16 protein-coding genes and 1 tRNA gene are annotated in these 21,117 nt (G+C 45.7%); 4 read left to right on the top strand and 13 right to left on the bottom strand.

What is annotated here, in order from left to right:
- Nucleotides 1-59: 59 nt before the first annotated feature.
- The 11 genes from lpxA to rimO form a co-directional block, all read right to left on the bottom strand.
- Complete coding sequence (gene lpxA / locus ACZ2XM_RS01405; RefSeq protein WP_490587945.1) at nucleotides 60-839, bottom strand: acyl-ACP--UDP-N-acetylglucosamine O-acyltransferase; 780 nt, start codon at nucleotides 837-839, stop codon at nucleotides 60-62.
- A gap of 387 nt (nucleotides 840-1,226) precedes the next feature.
- On the bottom strand, nucleotides 1,227-1,736 hold the full coding sequence (gene fabZ / locus ACZ2XM_RS01400) for a 3-hydroxyacyl-ACP dehydratase FabZ (protein ID WP_490587946.1): 510 nt from the start codon (nucleotides 1,734-1,736) through the stop codon (nucleotides 1,227-1,229).
- A gap of 281 nt (nucleotides 1,737-2,017) precedes the next feature.
- Entirely contained in the window at nucleotides 2,018-3,088 is a 1,071-nt protein-coding gene (gene lpxD, locus ACZ2XM_RS01395; RefSeq protein WP_490587947.1) for a UDP-3-O-(3-hydroxymyristoyl)glucosamine N-acyltransferase, read from the bottom strand.
- Between the two features lie 191 nt (nucleotides 3,089-3,279).
- Entirely contained in the window at nucleotides 3,280-5,688 is a 2,409-nt protein-coding gene (gene bamA, locus ACZ2XM_RS01390) for an outer membrane protein assembly factor BamA (RefSeq protein WP_490587948.1), read from the bottom strand.
- Nucleotides 5,689-5,979: 291 nt separating this feature from the next.
- Complete coding sequence (gene rseP, locus ACZ2XM_RS01385) at nucleotides 5,980-7,392, bottom strand: RIP metalloprotease RseP (RefSeq protein ID WP_490587949.1); 1,413 nt, start codon at nucleotides 7,390-7,392, stop codon at nucleotides 5,980-5,982.
- Nucleotides 7,393-7,523: 131 nt separating this feature from the next.
- Nucleotides 7,524-8,729, bottom strand: a complete 1,206-nt coding sequence (ispC, locus tag ACZ2XM_RS01380) for a 1-deoxy-D-xylulose-5-phosphate reductoisomerase (protein ID WP_490587950.1) — start codon at nucleotides 8,727-8,729, stop codon at nucleotides 7,524-7,526.
- Between the two features lie 118 nt (nucleotides 8,730-8,847).
- Nucleotides 8,848-9,660, bottom strand: a complete 813-nt coding sequence (locus ACZ2XM_RS01375; RefSeq protein ID WP_490587951.1) for a phosphatidate cytidylyltransferase — start codon at nucleotides 9,658-9,660, stop codon at nucleotides 8,848-8,850.
- A 97-nt stretch (nucleotides 9,661-9,757) separates the two neighbouring features.
- Nucleotides 9,758-10,543 carry a polyprenyl diphosphate synthase gene (uppS, locus tag ACZ2XM_RS01370; RefSeq protein ID WP_490587952.1) on the bottom strand — a complete coding sequence of 262 codons (786 nt, stop codon included), beginning with the start codon at nucleotides 10,541-10,543 and terminating at the stop codon, nucleotides 9,758-9,760.
- Nucleotides 10,544-10,867: 324 nt separating this feature from the next.
- Entirely contained in the window at nucleotides 10,868-11,422 is a 555-nt protein-coding gene (frr, locus tag ACZ2XM_RS01365) for a ribosome recycling factor (RefSeq protein WP_490587953.1), read from the bottom strand.
- A gap of 100 nt (nucleotides 11,423-11,522) precedes the next feature.
- Nucleotides 11,523-12,248: a UMP kinase gene (gene pyrH / locus ACZ2XM_RS01360; RefSeq protein WP_490587954.1), complete on the bottom strand. Its 726-nt coding sequence runs from the start codon at nucleotides 12,246-12,248 to the stop codon at nucleotides 11,523-11,525.
- Nucleotides 12,249-12,429: 181 nt separating this feature from the next.
- Nucleotides 12,430-14,112 carry a 30S ribosomal protein S12 methylthiotransferase RimO gene (rimO, locus tag ACZ2XM_RS01355; protein ID WP_490587955.1) on the bottom strand — a complete coding sequence of 561 codons (1,683 nt, stop codon included), beginning with the start codon at nucleotides 14,110-14,112 and terminating at the stop codon, nucleotides 12,430-12,432.
- 647 nt (nucleotides 14,113-14,759) lie between these two features.
- Here rimO and glnL point away from each other — a divergent pair.
- The 4 genes from glnL to ACZ2XM_RS01335 all read left to right on the top strand — a co-directional run bounded on the left by glnL (nucleotide 14,760) and on the right by ACZ2XM_RS01335 (nucleotide 18,772).
- A complete protein-coding gene (gene glnL / locus ACZ2XM_RS01350) occupies nucleotides 14,760-16,064 on the top strand; it encodes a nitrogen regulation protein NR(II) (protein ID WP_490587956.1) in 1,305 nt (434 codons plus the stop codon).
- A 107-nt stretch (nucleotides 16,065-16,171) separates the two neighbouring features.
- Complete coding sequence (locus ACZ2XM_RS01345; RefSeq protein ID WP_490587957.1) at nucleotides 16,172-18,211, top strand: sigma 54-interacting transcriptional regulator; 2,040 nt, start codon at nucleotides 16,172-16,174, stop codon at nucleotides 18,209-18,211.
- A gap of 152 nt (nucleotides 18,212-18,363) precedes the next feature.
- Nucleotides 18,364-18,579: a hypothetical protein gene (locus tag ACZ2XM_RS01340; protein WP_490587958.1), complete on the top strand. Its 216-nt coding sequence runs from the start codon at nucleotides 18,364-18,366 to the stop codon at nucleotides 18,577-18,579.
- 108 nt (nucleotides 18,580-18,687) lie between these two features.
- Nucleotides 18,688-18,772: transfer RNA gene (locus tag ACZ2XM_RS01335), tRNA-Leu, on the top strand.
- Between the two features lie 255 nt (nucleotides 18,773-19,027).
- Here the strand turns inward: ACZ2XM_RS01335 and ACZ2XM_RS01330 are convergent.
- Nucleotides 19,028-20,251 (bottom strand): hypothetical protein, encoded by a 1,224-nt coding sequence (locus ACZ2XM_RS01330; protein WP_490587959.1) that lies wholly within the window; start codon nucleotides 20,249-20,251, stop codon nucleotides 19,028-19,030.
- An 18-nt stretch (nucleotides 20,252-20,269) separates the two neighbouring features.
- Complete coding sequence (locus tag ACZ2XM_RS01325; protein ID WP_490587960.1) at nucleotides 20,270-21,061, bottom strand: exodeoxyribonuclease VII large subunit; 792 nt, start codon at nucleotides 21,059-21,061, stop codon at nucleotides 20,270-20,272.
- Nucleotides 21,062-21,117: the final 56 nt, after the last annotated feature.

Genomic DNA, 21,117 nt, shown 5'->3' with positions numbered 1-21,117 from the left:
ATTGAGGCTTTGTCGTCACCTCTTAACCCTATTAGCTGGTTAAAGGCAGTCATTAGGATTTAACGGACTACCCCACGTTTGCTATTTTTTAGCGAGTTAATTAATAACGCCACTTTGGGCTCTTTCGGCAACATTTCCTCTTCGAGGATGACTAAGGCTTGCTTAGTGGTGAGGCCGATTCTAAAGATAGTCCGGTAAGCTTGGCGCAAGACATTAATGGTTTCTTTACTCCAACCTTTACGGCGCATACCCTCAATATTTAACCCATGGGCACTAGCTGGGTTGCCGGATACCATAGTAAAGGCTGCGACATCTTTTAAGATTAAGCTAGCGCCACCGATAAGACTGTAGTCATCGATACAGCAAAACTGATGAATCCCTGAGTTGCCACCGATGATGGTATGACTGCCAATGTGTACGTGACCGGCCACACCAACATTATTAGCAATGACATTGTGATCGCCTACCACACAGTCGTGAGCAACATGCGTATTCACCATAAAGAGATTGTGGCTGCCTATCTTAGTCAAAGCTTTATCTTGGATGGTCCCGCGATGAAAACTACACGCCTCACGAATCACATTATGGTCGCCAATTTCTAACCACGTGGTCTCGCCTGCATATTTTAGGTCTTGGCAATCTTCGCCGATACTAGCAAACTGATAAATTTGGTTATGCTCACCTATACGGGTGTTTCTCGTCACGACCACATGACGATGTAAAGTCGTATGAGCCCCAATCGTTACTGCCTCCCCGATAATACAATAAGGACCAATCACAGCCGTCTCATGAATGGTCGCATCAGGCGCTATGATGGCGGTAGGATGGATTTGACTCATAAAATATGCCTTTGGCTAATTATCTAAAAAATAGGGGAAATACTACAAAATTTAAGTATCACAAATACGGCTAAGCCGCTGACGCCATAATATATTGGCCTGCTGAATATGGCAGGTTCTCGTGCGCAAGCGCTGCATAGCTTGATGAATAATATTAATTTTACCCATAGTAATAGGCATAATAACACGCTATGGCGATGCTATTGTTTTACAATCGCTAACGAAAACAGTAGCTCACGTTATCAAAGGTCATAGCAAAGCTCGCGATGAACACGAGCACTGCAGCTAACCAAAAGTTATAGACCGTAATTGCCGTCGATCACAATTACTTATTCGAAGTAAATCAAGCAGTCGCCCTAATATTTGACTGCTCAACAGACTCTAAAGTTATAGCTTTAATAAGGCTTTTTCTTGGCGGGCAATCATGACTTGCGCACTGGCGGCTAAGGTGTCGCCCACATGTACGGTACAATCAAACTTATAGATACCACGCTTTTGCATCAATAGATTGGCGCGCAAAATCAGCTGATCGCCAGGGATCACTTGACGCTTAAAGCGCACTTTATCGACCCCAGCGAATAGATAAAGATAACCATCTTCCGCTGTCATACCTTCACTAATAAAGCCCAGGATACCGGATATCTGTGCCATAGCTTCGACCATCAGTACCCCTGGCATAATCGGCTCATCAGGGAAATGGCCATTAAAGTAAGGTTCATTAATGGTAATGTTTTTCAGCCCTTCAATACACTTAAAAGGCTCACAAGCCGTGACGCGATCCACCAGCATAAAAGGATAACGGTGCGGCAAATAATTCTTGATAGCATCGTAGTTCATAGGCATGGTAGGTAGCGACTTTTCACCAACCGTTGGGGTGGGTTCGAGCTGAGAGGACATCTCTATTCTTCCTTGATTACAGGCCCTATCAATGGGCCGTTTTTGGTTTCATTATTGGAACATAATGGTAGTGTCAGTTAGATTATAAATAGCAGGGGCTTAACAACAGCCGTTGGTCTTAAAAGAACGCTTGATTGGCTGTAGCTCCATTCACCACGATAGCTGAATTAAAAATACTAGCGATATTGGCACTCATGAAAATACCACGAGGTCATGATAACCAGCTATAAAACCACTATTATAAAGTATAAAACGGACTACAAACTAAGGTTTTACTTAAGCTAATCGATTTGGCGAAAACGTACCGCTGCACGGCGCCACTTAGGCGTAGGCATAGCCACGGTACCTGAAGAATACGAGCCCGGCTGCAGCAGCGACTTCGTCACCATAGTCATGGCGGTCAAAGTCACATCATCTGTGATTGTAAGGTGACCAATAATACCCACCGCTCCACCAATGATACAGCGTTTACCTATGCTAGTACTGCCAGCAATGCCCGTATTGGCCGCGATTGCCGTACCTGCACCGATAGTCACATTATGTCCAATCTGTACTAGATTATCGATAATGACGTTATCCCCAATCACCGTATCCTCAACGGCACCGCGATCGATACAAGTCTGGCTACCAATACGCACATCATTGCCAATAATGACTCGACCCAATTGCGCAATATGCTCCCAGCCTGAGGTAGCGGGGTCTGCTGTAGGCGCAAAGCCAAACCCTGCCATCCCGATACTGGCCTGCGCATGCACGCGTACCCGATCTCCCAGATGACACTCGTGACCGATGATAACCTGCGGAAACAGCACACACTCCTGCCCTAGCATGACCTTACTGCCTAGGTGAATTTGTGCTATTAGCTTAGTACCCACACCTATGCGGCAGCCTGACTCGATAACGCAAAAAGGGCCGACAACCACCCCAGCAGCGATATAGACATCTGTGCCAATAACGGCGGTGGGATGAATAGAGGCTTGCGGATGAATACCGACCTCGGCAGGCTCTGAATTAGCAGCGGATTGAGCCACTAACTCCTTCCCAAAGTCTGGCTCAAACAACTGACTGCAACTGGCATAGGCTAAATAAGGCGCAGCAACGACTACCCCTAACGTGGTCTCGGGTACGTTGTCGCTGTTGGCTTTATCTATTAAGACGACCCCTGCTTGGGTCGTGGTTAAGGCTGCGCTATAGCGAGGATTTGCCAAAAAACTAAGTTGGTCAGGACCTGCTTTATCTAACGGATTGACCCCAACCAACCTAGTCTGTAATTGCTCAGCGCTAAACTCCGCTTTATTTAGCACGGCTTGGCGGGTCTCTATCCGGTCTATCAGCTGAGCAATCGTGACCATGCTTTTGGACTTCCTAGGTTGGATACCGCTTGATGCTTATTTATTAGCACTTAGTTTTTAGTACTTAATTATTGATACTGATTTATTAGTACTTAATTATTGGTACTTATTTGGCTAGCTTGCCATAGCCTCGCAAGGATACGGCAAGCTAAGAGGGTTATAGCCCATCTATAAAAGATGCTACCACGACTCTAGAACGTGCTACCAATCTGGAACTGGACTTTTTCAGTCTCATCGCCTTCTTTATCCCCGATAGGTTGGGCATAACTGATTGAGATAGGACCAATTGGCGTATACCAAGTAATACCGGCACCCACGCTATAACGCATTTCTTTATCTTGGGTTAATAAAGGTACTTTAGTATCTACGCCCGCTTCCGTAACAAAGGTTCTGTCTTCTCTATTGGTTGTATCAAAGACTTGACCCCCTTCTGCGAATAGCACAGGGCGCACTTGATCCGCCCAATCACCTTTAAATGGCATGGGTAAAATTAGCTCAGCCCCGAAGTTAACCAAGGCATTACCGCCAATCTCTTCGTCTTTATAACGTAAATCATCGTTGATAGCATCAATATAACTTTGCGATTTAGGCCCTAAGCTCGAGGCTTCATAACCACGGACTGACCCATAACCACCAGCATAGAAATTCTCGTAGAATGGCAGGTCGTTACCGTAGCCCAATTTCGCATAACCGCGCGCTACTAAGTCTTTATATAAAGGATAGTAAGCGTTGCCGCGATAGACGACTTTTTGATAGTTTTGATCACCAAAACCGATGGTGGCATCGACCGCATGGCTCATACCTTCCGTTGGGAAAACCGGACGGTCTAGCGTACTATAGTCCCAACCTAACAATAAGTTATAAGTGGTATAGTCGTTTTTGAAGCTCGTACGACCGGCATCATCGCCAGTGAACTGCTCGACCGTACCACCATCATCGATAAGTTGCTGTACGTTGGACACGCCTAAGAAACGACCGCCACGCACTTTGGTATTATCAATATTTAAACCGGCACTAACGCGCTTGGTCTCATCGACTGGATAGCTATAGTTGAGCGTGCCACCATAAGAGTCGGTCACGTACTTACTAACGTTGCGATCGTCATATTTGGTGTTGCGGTAATAAGCGCTCACGCCTTGCGAGACACCGTTTTCAGTAAAGTACGGGTCGGTATATCCTAAGCTATACGAGTCACGGGTCTCAGAGCGTGATAAAGCCGCTTTAACCCGGTTACCCGTACCCATAAAGTTATTCTGGGTCAAATCGACTTGGAAAGTCACACCACCACTTTGCGAGTAACCCGCGGCGATCGTTGAGCTACCAGAAGGCTGCTCGACTACCGTGTAGTTGACGTCTACTTGATCAAGCTGGCCAGGGACTGGTTTCACATCAACGCTAACGTTTTTAAAGAAACCAGTACGTAGTAAACGAGTGCGCGATAATTGGATTTTATCACTGGTCGCCAACGCGCCTTCTAACTGACGCATCTCGCGACGCAGTACCACGTCTTGGGTGCGCGTGTTGCCACTGAAGTTGATACGGCGCACATATATAGGACGCGATGGATCAATATAATAATCCACATTGACGACTTTATTGACTTCATCGATACGCGGTACCGGACGGATTTGGGCTAAATAATAGCCATCATTGCCGTAGTAGGTCTTGATGGCAGCCGTAGTTTTGTCCAATACTTCTTGCGAGTATTGATCATTTTGCTTGAAGGTAACCAATGGCGCTAATTCGGCGTTTTCATAATTTGGTTTGCCTAAGAAATTCACTTCACCGAATTTATATTGCTCGCCTTCCGTTAAGCTCACTTCGATAAAGACACTTTTCTTATCTTCGCTGATATTCAATACCGCATTATCGACAGCGAATTTTACAAAACCGGCGTTTTGATATAAGGCCTTAAGGTTTTCTAAACTGGCCGCTAGCTTCTCTTGCGCATAGCGGTCTGACTTAGACAGCGGGTTCCACGAGCTTTCTTTCACTGCGAAAACATCTCTGATATCTTCATCGCTAAAGTACTTATTACCGATAACATTGATATCGACTACTTTCGCCGCTTTGCCTTCAATAAAGCGAATGTCTAACTTGGCGCGGTTGCCCTCAAGCAGCGTCTGTTCGACTTCGATATCGCTGTTGTAGTAACCCTGCGAGATATATTGCTGCTGAATCTCATTGGCCACGCCTTGTAATGTGGCTTGCTTGAGCACATCGCCCACAGCCAGACCGGCATTTTTCAGACCTTCTTGTAGGCCCTCTTTCGGGATCAGTTTATTGCCTTCAAAATTGACTTCAGCAATGATAGGACGCTCAACCACATCAAATATCAGCTGGCCACCTTCCGTGCGCGCTTGGATATCGGCAAAGTTTTCGGTGGCATATAGAGATTTGATACTGGCGGCCAATACTGGCTGCGTCAAAGTATCGCCTACCGTAACGGGCAGCACAGGGTATAAGCTGTCAGGGGTCAAACGCTGTAGACCGGTGAAACTGATATCAGTCACGCTGATATCGGCAGCTTGGGCTGAAACGCTCAGCATCGCTACGATTAACGGTGTTGCTACCACATTCACTAATAAAGGCGTACGCATAAATACTGTCCGTATATGAAAAACTTGCTAAAGTTATAATAAAAAATAAGCGTTGTCTAGTGTGGTACTAAGTCGGCCGCATGAGGTATAAAGCATAACTTATGCTGATACCTGTTAAGCCCTTTGCTATTAAAAACTTGCCGCACTGAAAAACAGTGCTATTGAAAACTAGGCTATTAAAAACTTAGGCTACTAAAAAAACCTATTGTACTGAAAAACTGGGGTCACTATTCATAATTCTGCTAAATTAGAGTGCCAGACCCAATGCCAAACTGAAGACTGAACCAAATGCTAAAACAGCCGGCTAATATCGTTACCAATCGCTAATATCATAAAACCAGCCATTAATATCAAGCCGATATTCATACCCACAATTTGCATCTGTTCTGAGACCGGTTTTCCGCGAATCAGTTCGATAGCATAATACAAGATATGCCCACCATCTAATACCGGAATCGGCAATAAGTTCAACACAGCTAAACTTAAGCTAATTAAAGCGGCGGTGGATAATACCATCTCCCAGCTAATATCAAAACTTTGCTTAGCAACTTTGGCAATGGTGATAGGCCCTGATAGATTATCAATACCAATCTTGCCAGTAATCATTTTACCCATCGAAGCGACCGTCATCACCGCCAGTTGCTCGGTCTTTTGGAACGACTTCACTAACGCCATAGCCGGTGAATACTCAACTGTGGTCTTATACGCGTCAGGCACAGTAATCTCCGGCGCGACTACCATAGCGCCAATCTGCCCATACTGGTTGCCCATGGTATCTTTTTTGCCTTGCGGCATAATCTCTAAAGTTACTGGCTGCCCATCCCGTAGGACTGAGATCTTAAGCAACTGTTCAGGGCTGTCTTTAATAATCCGCGTCGCACTCACCCAGTCATTAATAGCTTGGCCATTAATAGCGGTAATACGGTCGCCAATGAACATGCCTTGGCGGCTGGCGGCTCCATCTGGCGTTAAGTCACCAATGATGGGGGCAATCTCAGGTTGCCAAGGGATCGCTCCTAAGCTGCTAATAGCATCCTTACCTTTATCTGCGCCTTGCATAAAGTCGCTGACGGGTAAGTTATAAGTTTGCGCAGTGGCAGCGGCTGCTTGATTATTAACGTTATCACTTTTATTAACGCTGTCGCTATAAGGCTGTACGCTGACCGCGATAGTCCCCGCTTCGCCCATGCGATTGGCTAAGCGATAGTTAATCTCTTCCCAAGTCTGCACCGCTTGCCCATCTACTGCAACGATTTTATCGCCTGCTGACATGGCTACTGCTGCCGCTGGCGTGTTCGGCAATACCGAGCCAATCCGCGTCGCCAACTGCTCAGATGGTGTCAAAAACAAGACCCAGAACAACCCGATGGCAATCAAGAAGTTCATAATAGGGCCCGCCGCTACAATGGCGATTTTCTTTAGCGGATGCTGCGTATTAAAAGCTAAGTGCTTTTCAGCGTCCGCCACCTCGCCTTCGCGCTCATCGAGCATCTTGACGTAGCCGCCTAAAGGTAGCAGAGACAAACGGTAATCGATGCCACTACGTTTACTGGTCCAGCCCGCAATTTTGGGACCAAAACCAATCGAATAGGTCAACACTTTCACGCCACATAAGCGTGCAACGATGTAATGTCCCCACTCATGTAGGGCAATTAACGGACCTAATACTGCGATAGCCGCTAGTACCGTAAGTGAAAATCCCATAATTACCTCAACCTGTTATGATGCCGTTTATGTGGGTATAACCTTTTAGCATACTAATTCTTTTCTGTAATCGCACTACTTTTAGCAGCGCTATTCAGCATTAGGGTTACAACAATAACGATGCTCTCAACTTAAGCTAACAGGGTTTGGATTTGCGCAGCAGCTACCTTACGGGCGATTTTATCAATAGCGATAACCTCATCAATATGGCCAGGCGTTTGCAAGGATTGCTGCGCCATATTGTCCAAAGTCCGCTCATTAATCAAGGCAATGTCCGTTAATTTAACTTGCTCGTCTATGAACGCCGCCACTGCTATCTCATTTGCTGCATTCAGTGCAATAGTCGCTAGCATGCCAGATTGCATAGCCTCACGGGCCAAGCGCAAACAAACAAACTTATCTAAATCAGGGCGCATAAACTCCAAGGCCGCCAAGTCAAATAAATCTAACGGCTGCACCGCGCTTTCTATACGCTTGGGATAAGCTAAGGCATGAGCGATAGGGGTCTTCATATCAGGACTGCCCAACTGAGCAAGCACACTACCATCGCTATACTCCACCATGGAGTGAATGATACTTTGTGGGTGCATGACCACTTCAATCTTGGACTCTGGCAAATCGAATAAATGCGCCGCTTCAATCAGCTCCAGCCCCTTATTCATCATGGTTGCAGAATCAATAGAGATTTTTTGTCCCATAGTCCAATTAGGGTGGTTCACTGCAGCAGCGACACTCGCCTTTTGCATATCCGCATACGATTGATGTAAAAAAGGCCCGCCTGAAGCCGTTAGCCACAGTTTACGTACCCCGTGCTCACGCTGATGAATTTGCGTATTGTCTTGCTGAATAACGGGCGGCAAGCACTGAAAAATAGCGTTGTGCTCAGAGTCAATCGGCAGCAAGGTGGCTTGATGGTCTTTGACGGCCTGCATCATTAGCGGGCCTGCCATCACCAAAGCTTCTTTATTGGCCAACAGAATACGTTTGCCTGCTTTGGCAGCAGCTAGCGTAGAAGGCAAACCTGCGGCACCAACGATAGCCGCCACTACCGTATCTACTTGCGAATCTTGCGCGATGTCTACGATACCGGCTTCGCCACCCACCACATCAATGTCGAGCTTGGCGGCTTGCAAACGCTGCGCAAAACTATCAACTTCAGCGCTAGGCACGGCGACTCGTTTTGGCTGAAAACTCTGACATAGGTCAAATAATTTATCTAAACGACTGTGCCCAGATAAAGCATAGACTTCATAATCCGCAGCGTGCGCCTTTAACAGCGCTAGCGTGCTGTCGCCAATCGAGCCGGTCGCTCCTAATACTGCAATGCGCTGCGTCATATTATTCTTGCCTGTTAGTACGAGATTTGATGAGATAAATATTAATACTATAAAAGAGCGCTAGGTTAAAAGGCCGCTAAGCTAAAATAGGCTAACTTAATAGCATAACTCAGCGTTTTTAAACTAAGACAAATAGACCCGTTTGCTGCAATATCCAAAACCCTAAAGCAAATATGGGCGTGGCCGCAAGCAGAGAGTCAATACGATCTAATATACCACCGTGCCCCGGTAAAATAGTGCCCGAGTCTTTGACATCAGCACGGCGTTTGAGCATGGACTCAAAGAGATCACCTAATACTGAGGACAGAATCGTGATGCCAGATAGCGCCATAAAGGCCACTAAGGTCACCCCTGTCAAATGCAGCTTAAAGAGACTAATCCCTAATACCACTATCAAGCCCGTGGCTAAACCGCCATACAGCCCTTCCATACTTTTATTGGGAGAGACATTCGGTGCCATCTTACGCTTGCCCAGCTTGCGCCCGACAAAATAAGCACCACTGTCTGCACACCAGACTAAAACAAACACATACATCAACCACCATGGCGAGAGTTGCCAGAGGTAGAACATGGCCGTGATGGCCCCAGTCAAAATGACTAATCCCATCAAGCCTAATTTTTTACCATACCAGTTGGTCTTAACAGGAAACTGAGTGACCCACGATAAGGCCATTAACCAAATAGCGACCGAAGCGGCCCACCACGCTACCCAAGTTACCTCAAACAATAAGGTGACTAAAGTAATGACTAAGACTATTGCGACGAACAACGGCGGATGCCGCCATCTTGGCATCAGCTTAGTCCACTCGTGTGCCGCAATCGTGACCCCTACGGCCAATAAAGGCACGAATAAAATGGGCGACTCACTAGCAAATAAGGCCACCCCTACTATTATTATGAGGATAATGGCGGTTTTGATTCGTTGCCACATTCGCGTTACCTTTATCAAAATATTACATATAGGGAGCGGTTGCGCTTAAGCCCAGTAGAGTGTCCGTCTTAACAGTGTCGACGGTGACTCTGTCTGGCTAGTTAAGCGGCGTACTCGCTGTCTCTGAACTTTTACTGATAGCGGGATCCGCTTCAATTTGCTCGCTAGTTTTGCCAAAGCGGCGTTGGCGCCGACTAAAGGCCGTTAGCATCTCTGCCAATTCTTCAGGTTTAAATTCTGGCCAAAGCGTGTCTGTAAAAAACAGCTCGGCATAGGCACTTTGCCACAATAAAAAGTTGGAAAAGCGGTATTCACCACCGGTACGGATCAGCATATCTACTGCCGGTACATCCGCAAGCTCTAAATGGCTAGCGAGTGTGGTCTCATTGACATCATCAACGGCTATTTTACCCTCAGCGACTTGCTGCGCCAAAGCTTTAGCCGCTTGCGCAATATCCCACTGGCCACCATAACTAATCGCAATAACCAAGGTCATCGCCGTATGATTGGCGGTTTTTGCTTCGGCATCCGCCATTAAAGCTTGTAAATTAGCATCGAGCTGACTGCGGTCGCCAATGAAACGCAAGCGAATATCGTATTTTTTCATCCTTGGCAACTGCTCATGAATCGTTGCCTCGAGCAAGCGCATCAATAACGCTACTTCTGCTGGCGGACGCTGCCAATTTTCACTAGAAAAAGCAAATACGGTAACGACCTGCACACCGACACTGCGACAGTACTCTACGATTGGATCTAACGCACTCTTGCCTGCCACATGGCCCTGGCCTTTCGCCATACCCAACGTCTTACCATAACGATTATTACCATCCATAATGATAGCAATATGCTGCGGCTTAACTTCTACATCTAATTCTTTAAGCATTTTAGAGCCATTATAATATTGATAAAACTAGGATTAATTTACAGTTAAGCCCCAGTATTGATAAAAATACTTTGTCGTATCTTTGCTAAATGTAAGCTTAAACGACGCCCCGTTTTTATCTCTTAGAGGATAGCTTTAGCAACACCACTGTGGCAAGAGAATAGCCAGTGCTTGCAACTTCCCCAATACAGTGCTCAATAAAAAACTAGTACTTAATAAAAACTGCCACTTAATAAAAAACTGGCACTCCAACAAATGAGCATTGCCGGAGTCCAGTTCTTCAATCACTCACTAAGGCTGTCATTGCCAAACTTAGCCATAGACCTATACGGCCATTAGTTCCGTTTCTTTTTTCTCAAGCTTGCTATCAATCAGACTGATATATTTATCGGTCATTTTTTGAATATCATCGCTAGCGCGGCGCTCGTCATCTTCTGAGATTTCTTTTTCTTTAGCCAAGTCTTTCACATCATTCATCATATCACGACGAACGTTGCGGATTGACACGCGGCTATTTTCAGCTTCAGAACGCGCAAGCTTTTGCATATCACGGCGTGTCTCTTCCGTTAGTGCTGGCATCGGTACGCGAATCACGTCAGCCGTCATTGGGTTTAAGCCCAAATCTGCTTCACGGATGGCCTTATCTACAGCTTGCACCATCGTGCGCTCAAACGGCTGCACCAACAAAGTGCGTGAGTCCTCAACGTTGACGCTAGCCACTTGGTTTAGCGGCGTGTCTGCACCATAGTAACTGACCATCACGCTCGCTAACATACCGGGATGAGCTCGGCCAGTACGCACTCGGCTAAAAGCGTTTTCTAACGCTTCAATGGTCTTTTGCATACGGGCATCGCCGTCTTGTTTAATTTCATTAATCATGGGATTGCTTCCTCAATGCTGCTTATAATAAATATACGTGATAAATACACGGTTAATCAGGATACTGTTAAGAATAACAGGGTTGACCTAGAAACGGGAATTAATGAAAGACACGTGTGCCTTCATTTTCACCCATTAACACATTCAATAAAGCGTTTGGCTTGTTCATATCGAAGACTTGTAGCGGCACATCGTGCTCACGGCATAGGGCGATAGCGGTTAAGTCCATAACGCCCAGCTTTTGTTCTAACACTTCATCAAAGGTTAAGCTGTCATATTTGTTGGCATCTTCATGTAAGCTCGGGTCTTTATCATAGACACCGTCGACTTTGGTCGCTTTGAGAATAATGCCCGCTTCGATTTCGATACCACGCAAACAAGCTGCGGTATCGGTCGTAAAGAATGGGTTGCCTGTGCCCGCTACGAAAATGCACACTTCGCCATTATTCAGGTAGCGAATCGCATTCCGGCTGCTATAACTCTCTGTCACTTCCCCAATTGGCAAGGCTGACATCAAGCGGGTTTTGACGTTGCGGCGCTCTAAAGCATCGCGCATGGCCAAGCCGTTCATAACTGTGGCTAACATGCCCATTTGATCGCCAGTCACCCGGCCGACCAAGCCTTCTTTTTGCAGTTGGCTGCCGCGATATAAGTTACCGCCACCGACGACGATACCCACTTGCACGCCCAGACCACATAGATGCGCGATGGACAGGCTCATCTTATCCAATACTGCTGTATCAATGCCCATATCTTTGCCGCCCGCCAGCGCTTCGCCAGACAGTTTTAGCAAAATTCGTGCATAGCGGGGATTTTTATTAGACATACGAATACCTTTAGAATGAGTAGATAGACAATAAGCTACCGACTAGCGAAAGAAATAAAAAATAAATAAGGATTAAATTGCGCTAATTGTAGCAAAATCTAACGTGTAAATGCACAGGGAAACGTCAACGGCCCATTCGCTACTTGGCAAAATAGTGTGCGGGCTTGGTTGACCTTCAAGTTTAGCCAGCAAAAGTAGCAAATAAATCGTATTCGCTCGCTTCATCAATCGTTACGGTTAAGAACTGACCTGGTTGGACACGCGCGTCAATCTCATCAACATAGACGTGGCCGTCGATTTCAGGCGCATCAGCGTAACTGCGGCAGATGGCAATGCCTTCTTCTATATCAATCTCATCGACTAAGACTTGCATAGTCGTGCCGACTCTATTTTGCAGTTTTTGTGCCGAAATCTCTTGCTGTAACGCCATAAAGCGGTCATAACGTTGCTGTTTAACCGCTTCAGGGACAGGGTTTGGCAAATCATTGGCCACCGCGCCTTCCACTTCCGAATAAGTAAAGCAGCCTACTCGGTCCAATTGCGCTTCTTTGAGCCATTCTAATAAATACTCAAAGTCTGCCTCGGTCTCACCCGGAAAGCCCACTACGAAAGTCGAGCGAATGACAATCTCAGGGCAAGTCTCACGCCATTTATGAATACGCGCTAAGGTATTCTCACTATGCGCAGGGCGTTTCATGGCTTTAAGCACGCTAGGACTGGCATGCTGTAATGGAATGTCCAAGTACGGCAATAATTTATTTTGTCCCATTAACTCAACCACTTTATCCACGTGCGGATACGGGTACACGTAATGTAAGCGCACCCAGATACCAAGTTGGTTTAAAGCTTGGCACATGTCATAGAACTTCGACTTGATGGGCATCCCATTCCAAAAGCTAGTTTTGTACTTAAGGTCTAGACCATAGGCTGAGGTATCTTGTGAAATCACCAGTAATTCTTTCACGCCGGCCCGTTTCAGTGCCATCGCTTCATTCATCACTTCGTCGATAGGACGCGAGACCAAATCACCGCGTAAGCTTGGGATGATGCAGAAAGTACAGCGATGGTTACAGCCTTCAGAAATTTTTAGATAGGCATAGTGACCGGGTGTGAGTTTAATACCCGCTTCATTAATAAGGTCGATTTTTGGATCATAAATAAGCTTGTCTTTTGCCGGCATGGGCATATGGTGTGAGACAGCTCTGATGACTTCATCGTAAGCATGAGCACCCGTTACCGAAAGGACAGCAGGATGCATGTTGCGAATCTTTTCAGCATCTTTACCCAAACAGCCGGTCACGATAACCTTACCGTTTTTGTCTAAAGCTTCCCCGATAGCATCCAACGACTCTTGCACTGCGGACTCAATAAAGCCGCAAGTATTCACGACGACTAAATCGGCACCGTCATAGTCGCCGGCGACCCGATACCCTTCTTTAGTCAGGGCGGTAATAATGCGCTCACTATCGACCAAAGCTTTAGGGCAACCTAGAGAGACAAAGCCTACTTTTGGCGCTAGCGTCTTCGTATTGTCTAAAGCACCTTCTTGAGCGCTGGCAGCACTTTGGCCAATGCTACGGTTTTGGTTATGATTGGCTTTATGATGGTAAGGTGCCGCTGGCTCATCAGCACTGTTTTTATTAGCGCTGTTGGCACTAGCACTGTTGAGACCGCTATAGATATTGTGTTGGCTGGCCTTCGGCATAGTACTGGCGGCTTGAGCTGGACGAGCTGCAGGATTGAATAGGGAGACGGCTGACTCGACTGTATGAGCCGCAGCAGCATGGGCAGATGGAGTAGTATCGGCGCTGGCATCCGTTGGCAGTGCAGTGACGGGTTGCGGCTTTACAGAAGATGAGGGCATGGCGGACCTTTTACGATAAGTTGGCTATAAATTGGCTGAGCGCATTGTACGTTTTTTTTGTCCAAATCACCAGTAATCCCCTTGTAGCGTCACCCTACTCTAGGGTTACCAGTATAAATAGCTATAGGGCCAAGTTAATGAAATTACAATGAATAAAATCAGCATGAGCCAAGGTGTCTTTGCCTGACTGTGTTATAACAGCGTGCGTTTTATTGATCAGCATCTAGTGGCAACAGTGATTAGGGATAATTAGAGGTAATTAAGGATGGTTAGGGATGCCTAACAGAAAAGACTTACTGACAGTAGCCAGCCGACTAATAGATTGACTAATAGCCCCCTATCCTACCGTTTATCTAAAAAACTAAACTCATTAATAATAACAACTCTATAGTGCATGCACCATAATGTTATATATTAAGCACTATAGTAGTGCAAATTTGGGCTATGTTAGTATTTTCCCCGCTATTAGTGGCTTTTTTACCGCTATTAATCCTGAATAATGCCCCATAACCGTTCCTATATTACGCCTGACCTAGTACTGATAACTTGGTACTGAACTTGCACCAGCTAAGACCATTAAGCTTAATTAAAGCATTTTACTGAGCGCATTGAGCTCATTTCATTTTTCATTAGGAGTCCGTCCTCTTATGGTGTCTCGTTCACCAAAGCCGCCACCTATTAATAAGCCCACCACTAACGCAGCCTCTCAAAACGATGAGGTCAATTTTGCCTTAATAAATAAGCATTTATTTACGGCTATTTTATGGACAGATGCTAGTGGTCATATTGAGTGGTCCAATACCCAAGCCGAGCAGTTATTTTCAGCCAGTCAAGCTCGCCTGCGCGGTCGCAGTGTGTTTGAGCTATTACGCCCTTATAGCAAGCATCCGCTGCCGACCCATAACTCGGCAGTTACTAGTCCAGCGAGCAACGATAACCTCCAGGCGCTTAACACTACTAATGGCCTTACTACTTTATCAACATCAACGGCAAGCTCACAACCCTTGCTCTCCCATCAGCAGCCGACTGATCCATTAACGGCACAGTTTCGCCATGCTTTGGTCTATCAGCAACCTTTTATGGATCATGATCAGCATATTTTTGGCCTCTCGCACAGCGTGTTAGTCGACTATAGCGTGACCCCTGTCGACCATGAGGGGCAAGATTACTTTTTGATTGAACTGTGGGAAAAAAACCGCCAAAGTCGCATCAGCCAAGAACAACGCCAACAAGAGCAGCATGCCATCGCTCGGCAAATGCTACGCGCCGTAGCTCACGAAGTGAAAAATCCACTGGCTGGTATTCGCGGAGCCGCTCAGCTGCTGAGCAAACAATTAGATAAGCTGTCGATTATTGATAGCAGTATTGACACCAAAATCAGTACTTATGCCGGTATTATCATCTCTGAGACCGATCGCCTAACCCATCTTATCGGGCAAATGCTCGGCTCTAACCGGTTGGCGAACTGGCAGAGTGTCAATATTCATGAGCCCTTAGAGCATGTACTGACCCTAACCCACAGTCAGCACCCCGCTATTATCATCGAGCGCGATTACGATTTATCACTGCCGGAGCTGACTGCGGATAAAGATCAACTCATTCAAGTGTTTTTAAACCTGATTAATAATGCTTGTGAAGCCATGCTCGAGCAAGAGCAGCCCGCCGACTATGTGCCTAAAATCATGCTACAAACTCGGGTCGCCTTCCAACATACCATCGGCAGTGTGCAACATAAGCAGGTGTTAAAAATTGATATTCATGATAATGGTGGCGGCATCGACCCTACTATGGTGGGACAAATTTTCTTACCGTTAGTAACCGGTCGCGCCAACGGTACCGGCTTAGGATTGGCGTTAGTGCAAGATATGATTAGTCGCCATAAAGGGTCGATTGATGTGGTCTCTAGCGCTGGTCATACTACTTTTACGGTGTATCTACCGTTTAGTCAGTAGCGCGCAGACAATAAAAACAGCTAAATTAACATTATAAAATTATTACTTACTTTTTATATTTTTTAAATTTTAATATCCGTCAGCTCGCCTGATACCAAGGAGCGCCTATGTCCCGCCCAGAGTTTAATCAAGCTGTAGACACAGCCCCAGACACTAGCGCAGCCCAAAGTACGCTATGGCTGATTGACGACGACCCAGCGTTGCGCCTCATCCTAGCCGATACTTTTAGTGATGCGCAGATGACGGTAGTCTCCTTTACCCAAGCGAAAGCAGCTTGGACGCGACTGAATGATGTGCTTCATAGTGGTGACCGCTCAGAGTTGCCCGACGTCATTTTGACGGATATTCGTATGCCGCTAATGGATGGTTTATCTTTTAGTGATTGGGTGCATAAAAACTTCCCTGAGTTGCCCATCATTATTATGACTGCCCATTCCGACTTACAATCTGCGGTAGACAGCTATCAAACGGGTGCTTTTGATTACCTTCCCAAGCCTTTTGATTTAGATGATGCCGTAGCGGTGGTGAAAAAGGCCATTAAACCTAGGACTGGCGTTAATGGTGCGGCCATTACAGGCACTCCTACTCTGTCTAGCGCTTCTATAGGCAATGTCGGCGGAAATAAGCCAAATGACCAGTCTAAAATAACAGCAAGCCTGCCTAACGATACGGCGGAGAAAGCTATTACCACCAATAAGGTCACGGTCTCCCCTAATGCTATCGGCTCCTCAGTACGCAGCAATACTCCGTCTTCACATCCCTCTAGCACGGCCATTACCTCGGTGGCGGCTAGACCACGCGCCAAAGCACCTACTAAGACGACCAACAGTCACAGCAGCTCTATCAGTCGTGCTCCTAGTCAAGCTACCCCTATGACCAATGGCGCTACTAGCGGCAACCCCAATGGTATCATCGGGCAATCTGTGGCCATGCAAACGGTCTTTCGCGCTATCGGTCGCTTGTCACATTCTCCTATTACCGTATTGATCACGGGCGAATCAGGAACCGGGAAAGAACTGGTCGCCAATGCTTTGCACCAACACTCCCCACGCCGCAACAACCCTTTTATCGCGCTAAATATGGCGGCAATCCCGCACGATTTGATCGAGTCCGAGCTGTTTGGCCATGAAAAAGGGGCTTTCACCGGTGCTGCTGCCATGCGCCAAGGTCGGTTTGAGCAGGCTAACGGCGGTACGCTATTTTTAGATGAAATTGGCGATATGCCTTTTAGTACGCAAACGCGATTGCTGCGTGTACTGGCCAATGGCGAGTTTTACCGCGTTGGTGGACAAAAACCTATCAAGGTAGACGTGCGTATTATCGCAGCGACCCATCAAAACTTAGAAAATTTGGTGAAATTGGGCAAATTTCGTGAAGATTTATTCTATCGCCTTAACGTGATTCGTTTGCCATTACCGCCCCTACGCCAACGCCGCGAAGATATTCCCGATTTGGTCAACCACTTTATGTACAGAGCGGCACAGGAGATGGATACGGAGCAAAAATATATTGCTCCTGAGGCCTTAGCTATCATGCAAGCCTTTGATTGGTCAGGAAATGTGCGCCAAATAGAAAACGTCTGCCGCTGGCTGACCGTTATGGCTACCGGCGATACGGTACTAGCAGAAGACCTGCCACCTGAATTGCTTGAGTTCGTTGCCAAGCTTAATCACAGCTCACAACAAGGCTCTGGTCACTCTGTTAACCCGCTAGCAGATCAGCATCGCGCGGATAACTACGAGCAAGGCGGTTATATCGCGGAGAGTACTCAACCTAGTGCTCATAGCTCTAATAGCCTTAATAACGCTGATAACAAAAACCCTTACTTAACTTCGCAGTCTACTGATACGGCTTATGCCAACAGTCAGGGAGCCCATTCAAATAATACTCATGCTATAGCCTCTACCTATACTTTCGGTAGCACTATAGGCGAGCCGACTTGGCAGCAAGCGCTTGAGCAATGGGCACACCACGCCTTAGCTAATGGCGAAACTGAAATCCTGCAAGCGGCCGCCCCTGAGTTTGAGCGCATACTGTTAAAAGTAGCTCTAGCCCATACTAAAGGCCGTAAAGGCGATGCGGCGATGCTACTAGGCTGGGGCCGCAATACTTTGACGCGTAAGCTCAAGCAGTTAAATATAGACTAGCCGCTAAATGTCTGCAGGCTAGCGTGTTGGCTAGTCATTTATGCTACGATTAGCTTCATTAAGCTCAACAAACTCATTGAGCTAAAAACAGTAAAGCGGTAGAGATTAGCTCTTTATCGTTTTAGCCAGTGGCTAAAGTTGGGAGAGACCCTATGGCAGACTTTGATTCACAAGATATCGCCCTGCTGATTGCGGCAGTGCAACACTACAAACAATACTCACAGCGCCAACGACAACAGCGAGCACAAGAAGGCTGGGATACTACCGAGCAATGGGCACGGATAAGAAGTTTAGACAGCATCGAAGAGACCCTATTTGAGTGGTTAGAGCATAGTAGTGACCCTGCTAGCGCCAAGAAATTGCTTTAATTTAAAAAAAATTAGAAAAACTTTAAAAAAAGACTTGCCAAGAGTTTTAAACTCTATATAATAGCCAACCACTGAGACGCACTAACTCAGTTAGAGAAATCAAGAATCGGGGCTGTGGCGGAATTGGTAGACGCACCAGATTTAGGTTCTGGCGCCGCAAGGTGTGAGAGTTCGAGTCTCTCCAGCCCCACCATCTTGAGTTAATATTCTTTAACTTAGATTACCAAATAAGTAACTCTCAACCGAATTCAAAGAACCCGCTTATTAGCGGGTTTTTTATTGTCTGCGATTTAAGGTTGGCTGTTAGCCACTATTAGACTTGTACCCCGTTAAATTTACACATTAAAAAAGCCACCTATTTTGGTGGCTTCTTATTTTGCAAGTTGCTTTGAGCCATGACATTCACACTTATGCTATCTACACTATAGCATTAGCAGTCAGCCTTCCATCAGCTCAGACACATTAATAATCTGCTGTAACAGTCTTCGGCCTTCCTAACATCCTGCTCATAAATCTTCGTATTCAGCTGATGGCTTTTCTCGTTTCTTTTCATTCTTAAGTCGTGCAAATCGTCTCGTAAAGCGCGGTCTATTTTGCCAATGGCATTATAATGATTGATTAAGGCTAATGGAGTCCTAGCATTAGAAGGATAAGCATGCTTAATCAATAGAATCTCAGTCTCTAACCATTTGTTTAAAAAGTCCTCATTGATCCGCAACCTTCTATTTTCCGAAGATAAACTGGCTATCGTTTGCTCATTCTTTTGATTAGTCGCTTTATGAAAATTAATCTCGTTTTGCACAGTCTGCAAGCTATTCTGAATCGTGTCTTTTTCTTTTTTTAACGCTGCTGTACTGGCTATCAAGGCTTTTTGTTCTGTTAATATATCCTGAATCTTCCCTTCTAGTTTACCCTTCTCCGCCGTCTGCACATTTAAAGAGTGCTGTGCTCGTTGCAGCTTTTCGGCATTAATAGTCTTTTCTTGCTCATTGTCTAGTAACGCCTTACGAGTGCTCTGTAGCTCATTTTTTAGCCCCTCAGCAATCGCATTGGTATTGCTGGTATGATTGGCTGATTTTTGCTGGGCTATCTTTTCATTTAATGTTTGCTCTTTAAGGATGAGGCGTGCTTTCTCTCCCTCCAAATCTTGGCGAGATTGGCTAATTTCTTTGAGATTAGCCGTCATTAATGTGGTGCTTGCCACTAAGGACAATAACTCATCCTCTGTGGTCTTTTTCTGATTGGCAACATGATCTAGATTAATTTCAAGCTGCGTATTTTGGCTGGATAACTGGCTATTCTTATTATTGAGCTCCCATATGGTCTGAATATTTTGATCCATCATGGCCTGCAGCTCAGCGCCTCTTTTCTCAAGCTTCGATGTCGAATGAAACAGAATACTGGTCACAGCGCCAATGCTTAAAGCGGCGAAAGCCACAACAACCAGTAGCACATTAAAATCAAAATCTACAATGTAAAGGCTACTGAATAAAATCACCGTCAGTAGGCAAACTATCGGCACAATATTTTTGTCAACGAGATAACGGTTGTAGTCAAAGTAGCCACATATCAGCCCCACGAGCGCGCATATTAGCAAGGGCAGTAGCTCAAATTTATCATGAGTGATAAAAGCAAATAACAGATAAATCAGCAACAGTAAGGAAAAAGGCATTGTTAACTCAGCAATATTTTAGTTATAGACTTTGGCCACGATGATTTGCAGCTTACCTTTATAGACACTTACCTTACCTGCTAAGGTCACCTTTTTAGAGGTGTCATTATATTGGTTTAATAAGGCGAGACGATCTGCCAATTCATTAGTTTCAGAATTAAATAAGACCCCGTCTATACTCTGTCCTGCGTCTGTTATTTTAAAGAAAGTATGGCCTTTCTTACTGGTCGTTAAGTCTGAAATAACGCCGTTTAATACGATGTCACGGCCTTCCATATCAGACTGAATATCAGCAATAGCAACCTCGCCAACATTGGTGTCGCCCCCACTACTTTTTTCAACGATATTATAGTCGCTGACCTTATTGATAAAATAATAGGCGTTGTTGCTACTCTTCTTAAGACTGTCTGAAAAACTAATGATATCGCCAAGTCTGATGTCTACCAGTTCAGGATTTAAGCTAGTCAGCAACGTATAGTCGCGTTGATCCGTGAAACTTTTTACTTTGATAAAGGTCTTTTTTTCTGCATTAGTGTTCACGTTCACTACTTTTCCAGTAATAGCTGCGGTGTTCTGGACCGTACCTGCATTATTATCACCCTCTTCCTGTCTATAAGCCTCTTCAGCGGATTCATTGGTGGTCATCAAACTATTAGTAGGCGCCATCTCAGGCATCGCAACTGACTGCTCAGCCGTAGATTTATTGTAGATGGTATAACCTACTGCCCCTAATAGGAGCAAAACGACGGTTATAAAGGCGAGGGTATGGTTATTGCTGCTGTTATTGTTATTGCTATTGCTATTGCTCATTACGTTCCTAAAAGTGTTAGCTTTCTTATGAGGTATGACCAGATTATGGCAAATTC

The organism is Psychrobacter sp. CoH-33_TS_01, from assembly GCF_058189395.1.
The sequence above is the reverse complement of the archived record's forward strand: the minus strand, read 5'-3'. Positions and strand labels throughout refer to the sequence as shown.